The sequence below is a fragment of the uncultured Microbacterium sp. genome, from assembly GCF_947632095.1.
Classification (GTDB): domain Bacteria; phylum Actinomycetota; class Actinomycetes; order Actinomycetales; family Microbacteriaceae; genus Microbacterium.
Map to the genome: position 1 here is coordinate 39,151 of NZ_CANROA010000012.1, position 13,714 is coordinate 52,864.

The 13,714-nt window shown below is 68.0% G+C and carries 15 protein-coding genes; 4 read left to right on the forward strand and 11 right to left on the reverse strand.

Annotated elements, in window-relative coordinates:
• Nucleotides 1–87 precede the first annotated feature (87 nt).
• Nucleotides 88–1,410, forward strand: a complete 1,323-nt coding sequence (locus Q0Z66_RS05395) for an NAD(P)-binding domain-containing protein (protein ID WP_298038632.1) — start codon at nucleotides 88–90, stop codon at nucleotides 1,408–1,410.
• Here Q0Z66_RS05395 and Q0Z66_RS05400 read toward each other — a convergent pair.
• Nucleotides 1,407–2,060, reverse strand: a complete 654-nt coding sequence (locus tag Q0Z66_RS05400) for an arsenate reductase ArsC (protein ID WP_298038633.1) — start codon at nucleotides 2,058–2,060, stop codon at nucleotides 1,407–1,409. The genes Q0Z66_RS05395 and Q0Z66_RS05400 overlap by 4 nt on opposite strands.
• Before the next feature lie 5 nt (nucleotides 2,061–2,065).
• A complete protein-coding gene (locus Q0Z66_RS05405) occupies nucleotides 2,066–2,746 on the reverse strand; it encodes an ArsR family transcriptional regulator (protein WP_298038636.1) in 681 nt (226 codons plus the stop codon).
• 48 nt (nucleotides 2,747–2,794) lie between these two features.
• On the opposite strand from Q0Z66_RS05405, the gene Q0Z66_RS05410 reads away from it, so the two are divergent.
• Both Q0Z66_RS05410 and Q0Z66_RS05415 read left to right on the forward strand, forming a co-directional pair.
• Entirely contained in the window at nucleotides 2,795–3,496 is a 702-nt protein-coding gene (locus Q0Z66_RS05410; protein WP_298038638.1) for an MIP/aquaporin family protein, read from the forward strand.
• Nucleotides 3,493–4,881 carry an FAD-dependent oxidoreductase gene (locus Q0Z66_RS05415; RefSeq protein WP_298038639.1) on the forward strand — a complete coding sequence of 463 codons (1,389 nt, stop codon included), beginning with the start codon at nucleotides 3,493–3,495 and terminating at the stop codon, nucleotides 4,879–4,881. The genes Q0Z66_RS05410 and Q0Z66_RS05415 overlap by 4 nt, the downstream gene beginning before the upstream one ends.
• Before the next feature lie 343 nt (nucleotides 4,882–5,224).
• Here the strand turns inward: Q0Z66_RS05415 and Q0Z66_RS05420 are convergent, their stop codons facing one another.
• Genes Q0Z66_RS05420 through Q0Z66_RS05430 form a run of 3 tightly spaced genes read right to left on the reverse strand, consistent with a single transcriptional unit; the run spans nucleotide 5,225 to nucleotide 7,050 of the window.
• The gene (locus Q0Z66_RS05420; protein ID WP_298038641.1) at nucleotides 5,225–5,938 is read right to left on the reverse strand and encodes an NAD(P)-binding domain-containing protein; all 714 of its coding nucleotides are present in this window, start codon (nucleotides 5,936–5,938) and stop codon (nucleotides 5,225–5,227) included.
• A complete protein-coding gene (locus Q0Z66_RS05425; RefSeq protein ID WP_298038643.1) occupies nucleotides 5,925–6,389 on the reverse strand; it encodes a hypothetical protein in 465 nt (154 codons plus the stop codon). Before Q0Z66_RS05425 ends, Q0Z66_RS05420 begins: the two co-directional genes overlap by 14 nt.
• On the reverse strand, nucleotides 6,382–7,050 hold the full coding sequence (locus tag Q0Z66_RS05430) for a DedA family protein (RefSeq protein WP_298038646.1): 669 nt from the start codon (nucleotides 7,048–7,050) through the stop codon (nucleotides 6,382–6,384). Before Q0Z66_RS05430 ends, Q0Z66_RS05425 begins: the two co-directional genes overlap by 8 nt.
• Before the next feature lie 133 nt (nucleotides 7,051–7,183).
• On the opposite strand from Q0Z66_RS05430, the gene Q0Z66_RS05435 reads away from it, so the two are divergent.
• Complete coding sequence (locus tag Q0Z66_RS05435) at nucleotides 7,184–7,513, forward strand: cupin domain-containing protein (protein ID WP_298038649.1); 330 nt, start codon at nucleotides 7,184–7,186, stop codon at nucleotides 7,511–7,513.
• Between the two features lie 13 nt (nucleotides 7,514–7,526).
• On the opposite strand, the gene Q0Z66_RS05440 is transcribed toward Q0Z66_RS05435, so the two are convergent.
• The 6 genes from Q0Z66_RS05440 to Q0Z66_RS05465 all read right to left on the reverse strand — a co-directional run.
• Nucleotides 7,527–8,657, reverse strand: a complete 1,131-nt coding sequence (locus Q0Z66_RS05440; protein ID WP_298038652.1) for an alpha/beta hydrolase-fold protein — start codon at nucleotides 8,655–8,657, stop codon at nucleotides 7,527–7,529.
• Nucleotides 8,654–9,466, reverse strand: a complete 813-nt coding sequence (locus Q0Z66_RS05445; RefSeq protein WP_298038655.1) for an ABC transporter ATP-binding protein — start codon at nucleotides 9,464–9,466, stop codon at nucleotides 8,654–8,656. The genes Q0Z66_RS05440 and Q0Z66_RS05445 overlap by 4 nt, the downstream gene beginning before the upstream one ends.
• Nucleotide 9,467: 1 nt before the next feature.
• Nucleotides 9,468–10,514 carry an iron chelate uptake ABC transporter family permease subunit gene (locus Q0Z66_RS05450; protein WP_298038658.1) on the reverse strand — a complete coding sequence of 349 codons (1,047 nt, stop codon included), beginning with the start codon at nucleotides 10,512–10,514 and terminating at the stop codon, nucleotides 9,468–9,470.
• A complete protein-coding gene (locus Q0Z66_RS05455; protein ID WP_298038660.1) occupies nucleotides 10,511–11,530 on the reverse strand; it encodes an iron ABC transporter permease in 1,020 nt (339 codons plus the stop codon). Before Q0Z66_RS05455 ends, Q0Z66_RS05450 begins: the two co-directional genes overlap by 4 nt.
• A gap of 52 nt (nucleotides 11,531–11,582) precedes the next feature.
• Entirely contained in the window at nucleotides 11,583–12,581 is a 999-nt protein-coding gene (gene fepB / locus Q0Z66_RS05460) for a Fe2+-enterobactin ABC transporter substrate-binding protein (protein WP_298038663.1), read from the reverse strand.
• A gap of 188 nt (nucleotides 12,582–12,769) precedes the next feature.
• Nucleotides 12,770–13,714: OB-fold nucleic acid binding domain-containing protein (locus Q0Z66_RS05465; protein ID WP_366938975.1), on the reverse strand; the 945-nt coding region annotated here is incomplete at its 5' end.

Consider the following 13,714-nt stretch of genomic DNA (forward strand, 5'->3'; position numbering starts at 1 on the left):
GGTGTTCATTCTGCCAGTCGTATTGACATCTGTCGATACATCGACAAGTCTCGATACATTGATTGTTTTCGATGTGAGGGGTTTGACGTGGTTCTTCCTGTTGTGGTGATCGGTGCGGGGCCGCAAGGTCTGGCGGCTGCTGCGCATCTCCTAGAGCGGGGCCTGGAGCCGTTGGTGTTGGAGCAGGGTGCGATTCCTGCTGCGGCGGTGTCGGAGTGGGGGCATGTGCGGTTGTTCTCGCCCTGGCTGGAGCTGGTCGATCCTGCGGCTGGTCGTCTTCTTGAGCCGACGGGGTGGCGGACCCCGGCGAGCGGGTATCCGACCGGTTCGGTCTGGATTTCCGGCTATCTCGCCCCGCTCGCGAAGGCCCTCGGTGATCGGGTCCGGTATGGGGTGACGGTGACGGGTGTGGGCCGCAAGGGTCGCGATCTTCTCGTGGACGCCGGCCGCGCCGAGCAGCCGTTCGTCGTTCATGTTCAGGGCGTGGACGGTACGGAGTCGCGCATCGAGGCGCAGGCCGTGATCGACGCGTCCGGCACGTGGTCGCGTCCGAATCCCGTGGGGGCCGACGGTCTTCCCGCTTTGGGTGAGGCGGGCGCAGCAGGGGTCTTGTCTTATCGGATTCCCGCGTTTGCCGACGCGGAAGAGTTCGCGGGCCGGCACACGGTCGTGGTCGGCAATGGGCACTCCGCAACGACAGCGATCACTGAGCTGGCCCGGATCGCCCGCCAGCACCCGAACACGAAGATCACCTGGGTCCTGCGCCGCGGCACGGTGGGCGGCACCTTCGGCGGCGGCGAAGCAGACGAGCTTCCCGAGCGCGGCGCGCTCGGCCTGCGTGCGAAGAGCGCGGTCGAGCAGGGGTTGGTGGATCTCGTGACCGGGTTCCGGGTCGAACGGATCGAGGCGACCGACGACGGGGCGGTCCTGATCTCCGAGGACGGCCGAGCACTCGACCGCGCTGACCGGGTGGTGGTGCTGACCGGGTTCCGCCCCGACCTGTCCTTCCTGTCGGAGGTGCGCCTGGACCTGGACGCGCGGTTGCAGGCACCGGTTCGGATCGCGGCCGACGTCGATCCGAACCTGCACTCCTGCGGCTCTGTCCGCGCGACCGGAGCCGCCGATCTCGCGCAGCCGGAGCAGGGCTTCTTCATTGTCGGAGCGAAGTCCTACGGGCGTGCCCCGACGTTCCTCGCGCTGACAGGCTACGAGCAGGTCCGCAGCGTCATCGCGGAACTCGCCGGGGACCATGAAGCCGCCAAGCGGGTCGAGCTGGTCCTCCCGGACACCGGCGTGTGCGGCGGGGCCGGCCTCTTCGACGATCCGACCGGAGCGAAGGGCGGCGCGTGCTGCGCACCGGCGCCACAGGTCATCCAGCTCGGACGGGCACCCGTCGACAGCACGGTTTAGGTTCGGGCGGGGACGCCGAGTTCGTCGAGCAGGGTTAGGACGCGGCGTTCGATCTCGTCGCGCACGGGCCGCACCCCGTCGGGGTTCCATCCGGTGGGGTCGGCCAGGGCCCATTCTTCGTAGCGTTTGCCGGGGAAGATCGGGCAGGCGTCTCCGCAGCCCATCGTGATCACCACATCCGCTGCCTGGACGACCTCGTCCGTCCAGGGTTTGGGGTATTCGGTGGCGATGTCGATGCCCTTCTCGGCCATGACCTCGATCGCGACCGGGCTCACGGTGTCGCCGGGTTCGGAGCCGCCGGACCAGCCGACCGCGAGGTCGCCGGCGTAGTGCTGGAAGAAGCCGAGCGCCATCTGCGACCGGCCGGCATTGTGCACGCAGAGGAACAGCACGGTCGGCTTCCCATCCACGAGGAGCCCGTCGACTTTGGCGAGGGCGCGCAGCCGCTGCTTCGCGAACTTCTCCGTCAATAGCGGAAGGTAGTTCGGTACAGTCGCGCGTGCCGAGAGCTCAGTGTAGGAAGAGTGGAGGAATCGGTCGATGGTCTCCCGCCCGAAGGTTCCCTCGAACTCGCGAGTCAGGCGCTCGGCACCCGAGGAGAGGGCGGATTCCTGGTCGATCGTGACCGAGGCGCGTTTATCGTTCAGCATCAGAGTCATCCATTCTTCGTAGCAGTCAGGCGAGGAGCGAGATTGTGGATGCGAGCGGCGAGATCCTCGAACGCGGCATCGAAGGCAGCATCCGTGCCCTCGCGTACCGGGTCAGGAACGGACCAGTGCAGGAGGCCGGTATCGCCGAGTTCTTCGTGGGCGGTGTCGCAGACGGTGATCACATAGTCGTCTGCGCCCAGTACCTCGTCCACGCTTTGCGGCGCGCGGGCTTGGAGGGTGAGGCTGTGCCGGGTCGCGGCGGCGATCGCGCCGGGCTCGATCGCGGCGGCTGGGTGCGTGCCCGCTGAGGCCACCGGGATGTCGCTGGCGTCGTGCCAGAGCGCGGCGGCAAGTTGGGAGCGCGCCGAGTTGCCCGTACAGACGAACACCACCCGCCGCACCCCAACCGCTGGGGACGGGATCAGTCCCTTGAAGGCGCGGGGAGCCAGGTGCAGGTAGGTGCGCCGACGGTCGGCCTCCGACCGGGTACGCAGCAACAGGCCTTCGCGTTCCAAGATGTTCAAGTGATGCGCGAGCAGGCTCGATGAGATGCCAAGCTCCACCTGCAGCTCCACCGGGGCGACATCGCCCAGGGTGAGCAAGTCGATGATGCGGAGCCGCACGGGATCGGCGAGGGCTGCGTATCGCGCCACTCGCACCGCCAGGGTAGTTTCCTCAATGTTCATTACCTCAATAATGACTGAGTAATGTATCGTCGTCAAGGTGATCCCGAAATGAACACCACCCAGACCCCCGAGCCCCTGCCGCTCTGGCGTCGCGCAGCCGCCGAGTTCGTCGGCACCGGCCTGCTCGTGACCGTCGTCGTCGGCTCCGGGATCGCGGCCCAGCGGCTGTCGCCGGACGATGTCGGACTCCAGCTGCTGGAGAACTCCCTCGCCACAGCCCTCGGCCTCACCGTCCTGATCCTGCTGTTCCAGACCGTCAGCGGGGCGCACTTCAACCCCGTCGTGACTCTCGCCGACCGGATTCTTGGGACACGCCACACTGCCCGCGAAATCGTGGTTTACATCCTCGCGCAGATCGTGGGTGGGATTGGTGGTGCGGTACTCGCGAACCTGATGTTCGAGACCCCCACTGCCATAGCCACCACCGATCGTCTCTCGGCCGGGCATCTGCTCGGGGAGATCGTCGCGACCGCGGGTCTGGTACTGGTGATCTTCGCCCTGGCCCGTACCGGACGGGGCACGATCGTCGCCCCGGTCGTCGGTGCGTATATCGGGGCGGCCTACTGGTTCACGTCCTCGACCTCGTTCGCCAATCCCGCCGTGACCATTGGCCGGATCTTCTCCGACACTTTCGCCGGCATCGCGCCGACCTCCGCGCTCTGGTTCCTCGGCGCGCAACTCGTCGGCGCGGCCCTCGGCGTCGTTCTCGTTCTGTTGTTCTTCCCCCTCTCTCGAAAGGCACACGCATGACTCACCTGATCGCCATCGGCGGCTCCGACGCCGGCATCTCCGCCGCGCTCCGCGCCCGCGAACTCGACCCCAGCACCGACGTCACCGTCGTCGTGGCCGACGAGTACCCGAACTTCTCCATCTGCGGCATCCCGTACTACTTCACCGGCGAGGTTGCCCCCTGGCAGTCCCTGGCCCACCGCACCGCGGCCGATCTCGAAGCCGCCGGCATGAACCTGCGCCTGAACACCTTCGGCACCGGCATCGACGTCGCGGGTCGCAAGCTCGCCGTCCGCACTCCCGGCGGTAGCACGGAAGACCTCGCCTATGACGAGCTGATCGTCGGCACCGGAGCCCTGCCGTCCCACGCCGGGATCACAGGCCTCGACGTGCTGACCCCGGAGGACGGAGTACACGTCATCCACTCGATGGGCGACACCTTCGCCCTCGACCGGTTCCTCGACAACCACCGGCCGCAGTCTGCGATCATCGTCGGAGCCGGATACGTCGGCCTGGAGATGGCCGAAGCTTTCACCGTCCGCGGTCTGCACGTCACCCAGATCCAGCGCGGCCCCGAAGTCCTCTCCACCCTCGACCCCGAACTCGGTGCACTCGTCCACGACGAACTCACCACCCACGGCGTCGAGATCATCACCAACACCACGATCAGCGGCATCCAGAAGACCGCCGCCGGGCTAAACGTCACCGGAATCCGCAGCGGCAGCTCGTTCGAGCAGACCGCCGATCTGGTGCTCGTCGTCGTCGGGGTCCGCCCGAACACGGAACTTCTCGAGCAGTCGGGCGCAACTCTCGGCGCGGGCGGCGCGGTCGTGGTCGATGAGTGGATGCGCACAGGGCTTCCGCACGTGTGGGGTGCAGGGGACGGCATCATCACCCACCACCGCCTCCTTGGCCCGACCTACCTTCCGCTCGGCACCACCGCCCACAAGCAGGGCCGCATCGCTGGGGAGAACGCGCTCGGTGGGGATCGGAAGTTCGCCGGGTCAGTCGGTACCCAGGTCGTGAAGATCTTCGACCTCGTCGCCGCCCGCACCGGACTCCGCGACCACGAAGCCACCGCTGCCGGCTACACACCCGCTACCGTCGCAGCGGCCGCGGATGACCACAAGCGGTACTACCCAGGCGCGCAGCCGATCAGCTTCCGCATCACTGGCGACACCAACACTGGCCTGCTCCTCGGCGCGCAACTCGTCGGTAGGCGCGAAACCGAAACCGCCAAACGCGTCGACACTTATGCCACTGCCCTCTACGCCGGCCTCACGATCGAGCAGGTCAGCGAACTCGACCTCTCGTACACGCCGCCACTCGGGTCGCCGTGGGACGCGGCCCAGGTCGCCACTCAGGCTTGGGACGCTGCGCAACGGGTCAGCCTGGCACGCGTGTAGACGGCGAGGAACTCACGGCAGAAAGTACGCTGAAACTGGCCGTGATGCCGTGAGTTCCCGCCTCAACTACCTTCAGAATTCCTGAACTCAAGCGAGTTAGCTCATCATGCGGCTGGTGGTATCGAAGAGTTCCAGCTCGAGTGGGTGGAGCTGGTGCTGGCAGACGAAAGAGCGATCTGAATCTGCCGATCCCGCCGGCGGAGGTGCCCGCCGCCGTGCACGAGACCTTCGCGCGCGGCGGGCGGAATTGGCAGAGAATCCGCCGCCCCGCTGTGGAGGACGAATCAGAGAGAATCTGGGGTCGGGGTGAGGTGCAGGGCGCACACGCGAACCCCGCGCCGAGTCAGTGAGCTGACTCGGCGCGTGCCCGCGCCACGATGATCCCGCGCTGAGAATCCCAGAAGCCGTCGACCATCTCGCGAAGCTGTTCGGCGTCGACATCGGCGCCGAACGCTTCGGCCCCGGGTTCGAGGGCGATGCCGGCCGCGAGGGGGCCGGCAGGCACGGGGTCGAATCCGAGGGCATCGATGAGGGAGGAGACGAGAGCGATATCGGATGCTTCGTCACCGGCGAGCGCGATGGCCTTGCGGTCTGCGGCGCCGGCGGGCCGGGCATCGTCGGCCATGTCGTGATAACCCATGTGGCTGAGCGCCTTCACGACACGTGCGCCGAGGAAATGCTGCTGCACGAGCTCACTCGTGGATGTGCGCGGGTCGGAGAACTCGTCGCGGATGCCGTCGGACGCCCACCAGTAATTCATCGCATCGATGACGAGTTTGCCGCGGAACGATTCTGGGAGAAGCATCCGGAACTTCGCGAGGGGGAGGGCGAGCAGCACAGCATCCGATTCGGCGATCACCGATTCTCGCGGCGCGGGCTCCGCGCCCAACGATGCCGCACGGCCGGCGATCAGGCGCGGATCGCCGGACGCCGAGATCAGAACGCGCAGACCGGCGGATGCCGCGAGCTGCGCGATCACACCTCCGAGGCGTCCCGCGCCGAGGATCCCCAGCGTGCGGATCGGGGACTGCTCGGCGCCCGTGTCAGCGACGCTCACGTCGCCACGGCCGATCGCGCCACGCACCGGTCGCCCACAGCACGACGAGCACGAGCACCGGCTGGAAGAACAGACGAGCGAAGCGGGCGGCATCCGTGTCGAGGCCGAACCCGTCGCGTCCCTCGAGCCACTGCGCGATGTTGCCGGGGAACACGGCGATGAAGAAGAGCGCCGCGACGAGGCCTACGACCACCCGGTAGCGGCCGAGGAAGACGAGGGCGAGGCCGAGCAGGATCTCCACGACACCGGATGCCAGAACCACGAAGTCGACATCCAACGGCAGCCACGGCGGCACCTGCGCTTGGAACTCCTCACGCGCCACCGTCAGATGGCCGATGCCCGCGCCCAGGATCATCACGCCGAGGACGACGCGCACGATGGTGCGCACGATCCCTGCGGAGGGCTTCTTCTCGAAGAGTCGGCTCAGCGGCCCAGAACTGTGTTCAGTCATCGGAGGCGGGCGGTTCGGTCGCCGTGGCCGCACGGTTGCGACGCACCTGGCGAATGCGGAGCGTGATCCAGGTGATCGCGGCGACGGCCACGACGACGATGACGATCTTCTGGAAGATGCCCGCATAGTCCTCGACGATGTGCCAGTTGGCTCCGAGGAAGAAACCGGCGAGCACGAATATCGTGTTCCAGATCGCGCTGCCCGCGGTGGTCAGCAGTAGGAAGCGCACGAGCGGCATCCGCTCGATGCCGGCGGGGATCGAGATGAGGCTGCGGAAGATCGGGATCATCCGGCCGAAGAACACGGCCTTCGATCCGTGCCGGTCGAACCAGGCCTCGGTGCGCTCGACGTCTTCGAGCTTGATGAGGGGCAGCTTGTCGGCGATGGCGTACATGCGCCGACGTCCGAGCCAGGCGCCGAGCCCGTAGAGGGCGATCGCGCCCACGACCGAGCCGATCGTGGTCCAGATCAGAACCTCGAGCAGGCCCAGGCTTCCCTGCGCAGCGGTGAAGCCGGCCAGTGGCAGGATGATCTCACTCGGCAGCGGCGGGAAGAGGTTCTCCAGGGCGATCGCGACACCGGCGCCAAGGCCGCCGAGGGTCTCCATGAGGGTGACCGCCCACTGGGCGATCGCATTGAGGTTCTCCGCGCCGGAATCCATGACTTTCAGCGTAGGGGAGCGCACCTGGGGAACCTCGCAGAAATGGGCGGTTGGGAATAAGAGGGCAGGATGAGGGCATCATCACCATGGACAAGAGGATCGTCCGCATCGACTCGACCCACCAGGAGAAGCAATGACCAACGCATTCGACGTGCTCAGCACCGGCCTCGCCGACCTCGATGAGCGCTCCCCGGGACGCGCGGGCGGAATCGCCGTCGGCAAGGTTCACGATGAGCCGGGCCTGCGTGTTCGCACGATCGCCCTCGACGCCGGAGCCGTCCTTGAAGAGCACGTCGCCGGGGTGCCCGTGCTGATCCACGTCGTCGGCGGACGCGTTCAGTTCGACATCGGAGGAGCAAGCCATGACCTGGCAGCCGGTGCGCTCGTTCGCGCCGACGGCGGGGTGCCGCACGCCGTGCGCGCTCAGGAGCCCTCGCGCCTCGTGCTCACCCTGATCGGCTGACGGGAAGAGCGCATCAGCGCTGCAGCAGGTGCCGCACGCCCTCGGCCCACAGGCCCCGCCACCAGGCCATGTCGTGCCCGCCGTTGTACTCGATGTAGTGGTGCTCGTGCGCAGAACCCTCCAGCTGCGCGACGAGCGCACGGTTCTCGCCGACCAGACGGTCCTCGTGGCTGCCCGCCGTGAGGAAGAGCCGCACGGGCGCAGCGCTCGCCGCACGCTCGAGCATGTCGTGCTGCCACAGCGACGAGGACTGGGCGATCGCCGAGCCGACAATCCCCGGATGATCGAACGCCGTCTTCAACGCCGTCAGGCCGCCCAGGCTCTCACCCGAGACGATCACATCCGCGGGGTCCGTGCTGATCGGCAGAAGATCGCGCACCCACGGCAGAATCCGGGTCACGATCTCCTCGCTCATGCCGCCGTCGATGCTGAGATCCGTCATGCGGCGGGGCCCCTCGGCATCCACCATCACGAGATAAGGAGCGTGCAGGCCATCGGCCTCGGCGAGCGCATCGACGGCGCTCGCCGCGTCAGCGGAGTCCTGCCAGACCTCGCCATCGAGGAGGATCACGACCGGTCGTGGCGTGAGCCCATCGTCGCCGGCGGGCCGGTGCACCCAAACGCGGCGCCCGTGGTCGAGGCGATGCTCGCTCATCGCCCCGCGGACCGTCGCGAGACGATCGGGCCATGGCAGCGGCATCGCGCCCGGCATCTCGGCGACCGAAGCGCGACCGCCATGCGTACGGATCGCCACCGGGTTCCGGGGATCGAGCCGCCCCTGCTCGCGCACGATGCGCATCGCCCAGCGGGGCTCGCGCTCGCCGATATCACTCAGACCCTGCGCATCCAGAGGCAGCACCGTGTACGAGCCGCGCCAGTCGGCGCCGAGCAGGAAGGAGCGGAACCAGACATCCGTGCCGGGAATGCGCTCCATGCGCCCCTCATCCAGGCTCTCGGTGATGCGGTTGATCGTGATGACGACGGCCTCGGCCGTGGCATCCCGCCAGAAGAAGGTCGCCCGCATCTCGTCGGTGGAGCCGTCGACCGGCTCGATCACCGGGGTGCGCAGGCCGCCCCAGAACGCCTCGAGCGCTGCCGCGTCTCCGTCGACGAGCCGTGCTCGCACCTCGTCGATGATCGTCATGCCGAGGTGCTCGCGATCGGGATGACCATCGGGCTGCCGAACACCGGGTCCGGGACGATCCGCGATGTCAGGCCGAACACCCGCTCGATCAGCTCCTCCGTGAGGATCTCCTCCGGGGCCCCAGCGGCTGCGAGCGTGCCCTGCTTCATCACCACGAGATGATCCGCATAGCGCGCCGCCTGGTTCAGGTCATGCAGCACGAGCACCATCGTGCGCCCCTCCTCCCGGTTGAGGCGACGGCACAGCTCGAGGACATCGAGCTGGTGGGCGATGTCGAGATACGTGGTCGGCTCATCCAGGAGCATGAGCGGAGCATCCTGCGCCAGCAGCAGGGCGATCCATACCCGCTGGCGCTGACCGCCGGAGAGCTCCTCCACGGCACGATCCGCGAGCTCCGTGACGCCCGTCGCTGCCATCGCCCGCTGCACGGCCTCCTCGTCCTCCTTCGACCACTGCTGCAGCATCCGCTGATGAGGGAACCGTCCGCGCCCGATGAGGTCGGCGACCGTGATCCCGAAGGGCGCCGTCGATGTCTGCGGCAGCAGACCCAGACGCCGCGCCAGATCCTTCGGCCCGATCGCGCGCACATCCTCTTCGCCGAGAAGAACACGACCGGCGGTCGGGGCGAGCAGGCGCGACAGCGCCCGCAGCAGTGTCGACTTGCCACAGGCGTTCGGGCCGATGATGACCGTCACCTTGCCGTGCGGGATCGCGACGTCGAGATTCTCCGCCACGAGACGCGAATCATAAGAGAGCGTGACGTCCTGCGCGTGCAGAGCGGATGCCGTGGTCATGTCGTCCTTTCGCATGTCACACCTGCTTCGAGCGGGTGAGCAGCCAGATGAGGTAGATGCCGCCGATGATGCCCGTCATCCGGCCGATCGGTATGGATGCCGTGATCGGGATGACCTGCGTGAGGATATCCGCGAGCACGAGCAGGCACGAGCCCATCGCGGCGGCGCTCAGCACCGGCATCCCGCGCGTCGCCGTCAGACGGATCACGAGCTGCGGTGCGGCCAGCGCGATGAACGCGATCGGGCCGGCGGCGCCGGTCGCGAGACCCGCGAGGGCGACTGCGAGGAGCATGAGGAGAACACGCGTGCGCTCCACGCGCACGCCCAGCTGCTGGGCCAGATCATCGCCCATCTCCATGAGCGTCGCCCGCCGTGCCAGAGCAGCGACGCAGGGGATGAGCACGACGGTCCCGATCATGACCGGCAGGGCGTGCGCCCATTTACGGGCATCCAACGACCCCGACAGCCACAGGTTCGCGGCGATCGCGTTGTCGAGATCTCCGGTGACCAGCAGCAGACCGTTCACCGCGCTGAGGACAGCGCCCACGCCGATGCCGATGAGGATGAGGCGGTAGCCGCCGGTGACCCGGCCCTTGCGGGAGAGGAGGTAGACGACCACCGCGGTCAGCAGACCGCCGATCACCGCGCCGAGCGCGACCTGCAGGGCGGGTGCCTGGAACAGGACGATTTGCACGATGGCGCCCGTCGCCGCCCCCGTTGTGAACCCGATCACGTCGGGGGAGCCGAGCGCATTGCGCGAAACCGACTGGAAAACGGCTCCGGAGACACCCAGCGCCGCTCCGGCGAAGATCGCCGTCACAACGCGGGGAAGGCGGATGTTCTGGATGACCTTGCCGTCCCTCACCGTCTCCGGTGCGCCGAACAGGGCCGAAACGACGTTCGCGAACGGGATAGGCAGAGTGCCGATCGTCATCGCGACCACGCCGAGCACGGCGGTGAGGGCCAGGAGCACGGCCGTGACGGTGATCAGCCGGTGCGACAGCACCAGTGAGAAGGAACCTCGGCGGATGACCCGGACGGGCCGAGCGGTTGCGGGGGTCATAGCTGCACCATCCGGCGGCGGCGAACGAGGACGACGAAGAACGGGCCACCCAGAAGAGCCACCATGATGCCGACGCTGACCTCGCCGTTCTGCGGAATCACGCGACCGAGCGTGTCGGCGAGAACCATGAGCACCGCGGCCAGCAGGCCCGAGTAGGGAAGAACCCACCGGTGGTCGACACCCGCGAGGAGGCGGGCGAGATGGGGCGCGGCGAGACCGAGAAAGGCGATGGGGCCCGCACCGGCGGTAGCGGCGCCCGCGAGAATGATCACCGTGAGGCCGGCCAGCGCCCACACCCGGCCCGGACTGCCGCCCAGCGCCCGGCTGAGATCCTCGCCCAGCATCGCCGAGTCGAGGGAGCGGGCGAGCGCCATCGCCATAACGAGGCCGATGGCGGCCAGGATGCTGACAGAGCCGAGCACCTCATAACCGCGTCCGGCCAGGGAGCCGACCATCCAGTGCCGGTAACGGTCGAAGACATCGTCGATGCTGTTGACGAGCACGAGCTGGGTGAGGGCGCCGAGAACCACGCTCAACGCGGCGCCGGCGAGCACGAGCCGCACCGGGTTGGTGCCCGTGCGCACACCGCCGAGGCTGTAGACCGCGAACCCGGCGATCGCCGCGCCGATCAGGCCCAGCCACATATAGCCGGAGGCATCCGTGATGCCGAAGAAGGCGATGCCCACGGCGATCGCGACCGCGGCGCCGGCATTGACGCCGAGAATGCCCGGCTCGGCGAGCGGGTTGCGCGTCAGAGCCTGCATCACGGCGCCCGCGACGCCCAGGCAGAGCCCGACGACCACGCCGAGAAGCGCACGCGGAATGCGCTGATGCACGACCAGCAGATGCGCGGTGTTCTCGGGGTCGAAGGCGAAGAGCGCATTCCACGTCGTCTGCGGCGGGATGCTGAGGGTGCCGATGCACGCGCTGGCGAAGACGCCGACGACGAGGATCGCGCAGAGGGCGATGAGGCCGAGGCGGCGCCGGGCGAAACGGAGAGGAGGGGGAGAATCCATGGGCGGAACTGCGAAGGCGGCGCCGGGAGAGAACCCGGCGCCGCCGGTGGCATTACTTGCCGAAGTTCGCGACGATGCCGTCGACGATCTCGGTCGCGCTGTACATGTCGATGCGGAACGAGTTCTTGCCGAGGCCGTAGACCTGACCGGCCTTCACCGAGGGGACGTTCGCGAGAACCGGGTCCTGGGCGAAGGCCTGAGCGCCCTCGTCATCCTGGCTGAGGATGAAGGTCGTGTCACCCGTGAGCTCGGTCAGACGCTCGAACGGAGCCCAGACGAAGTCCGCACGGGTGTTGTCCTGCGTGTGCCACTCCGTGTTCGGGTCCTCGATCGTGAAGCCCAGAGCAGTCAGCAGCTGGCCCTGAGCGCCACCGGCGCGGGCGATGGGGTTGTCGTCACCGGCACCGTTGAAGGAGATGATGTTCGCCTCGCCGGCGGGAACCGTGATGCTGTCGGCGGCTTCGGCGACATAGGTGTCGAAGTCGGCGACGGCTGCCTCGGCCTCGATCTCCATGCCGGTGGCCTCGCCGAGCTCGGCGGCGAGCTCCTGCCAGCTCTGTCCGCCGTAGTCGACGACGATCGTCGGGGCGATCTCCTGCAGCTCGGCGACCTGGTCGGCGACCGAGTCAGCGCCGGAGGAGGAGACGACGATCAGGTCGGGCTCGTAGGCGTAGACGGCCTCGAGGTCGACCTCGCCAGCTGCCCACAGGTTCTCGACGCCGCGCTCGTCGGCGACATCGCTCCACTGCGAGAAGAACTGGCCGTTTCCGGCCGAACCGGAAGCCACGACGGGAGCATCGAAGGCGAGAAGGGTTCCGGAGGTCGAGACCGAGGTGGAGACGATGTTCTTCGGCTGTGCCGGGATCTCCGTGGTCGTGCCGTCGGCGTTCTCGAACGTGCGGGGCCACTCGCCGGCAGCGCTCTCGTTCTCGGTGGAGGTGTTTTCCTCCGCCTCACCGGATGCCGCGCAGCCGGACAGGGCGAGGGCGCCGACCGAGAGGATGGCGAGTCCGCCGAGGAGACGGGAACGGGTCGAGATTGCGTGGGACATGACAGGCCTTTCTGGAATGCGGACTCGCATCAGGGCTGTCGTGAGGTGCATGCGTGCGCGGTCGTCCGATGACGATCGCGGCGGCGTCATCGAAACCCGCGAGTGGTGCCAGGTGAGCCTAACCTAAGTGAATACTCCCATGCGAGTTCGTCACGGTGGGCGCGTCGATCGCGGATGAAGGCCACCACTCACCGGAAGTCGCGGGAGCGGTGCGCAAAACCGGTGCGCAGGTCCTCGAAGGCGTCCGCCAGGACATTGATGACGCCCTCGGGGGAGCGCTCGAGGATGCCGCGGACGACGAGCGCGGGGGAATCCCGAGCGACGCGGCTGTAGCGGGCCCAGACGCCCGGAGAGCAGACCACATTGACCAGGCCGTGCTCGTCCTCGAGGTTCAGGAACGTGATCCCCGCGGCCGTCGACGGGCGCTGGCGGTGCGTCACGAGACCGGCCACCTCGATGCGCCGACCGGGCTCATGATCACGCAACTGCGCGGCGGTGAGCACACCGCGATCCCGTAGCGCCGGACGGAAATGCGCCAGCGGATGATCATCGGTGGAGACCCCCGTCGTCGACAGGTCGGCGGCAAGTCGCTCATAGCTGCTCTGATCCGTGAACAGCGGCGGCTGCACGGAGACCGTGGTGCCCGGAAGATACTGGGCACGGTCTTCAGCCGCGGCCCCGGACAGCCAGATCGCCTCCCGACGGTTCAATCCCAAGAACTCGACGGCGCCCGCTGCGGCGAGCGCCTCGACCTGCGCCGCAGTGACATCGGTGCGGCGCACCAGGTCGTTCAGATCGCGGTAGAGCCCGTGCGCCTCCCTCTCATCGACGATGCGCTCGGCCGTGGGGCGGCCGATTCCCCGTATCCCCTCGAGCCCGAGGCGCACGGCGAAGGCGCCGTCTCGACGGTGGGATGCCGATTCATCCGGATTGCCTGCTCTGAAGGGGAAAGGCACCGGCTGATCCGGCTCCAGGCAGTCGTCCCTGCCCGTGGGCGCGGCCTGCTCGCCCAGAGGCTCCAGCCCGTTCGCGGCACCGGAGCGATGCAGATCGGGGCGGCGCACCTGCACGCCGTGCCGGCGGGCATCGGCGGTGAGGGTCGCCGCGGAGTAGAAGCCCATCGGCTGGGCGTT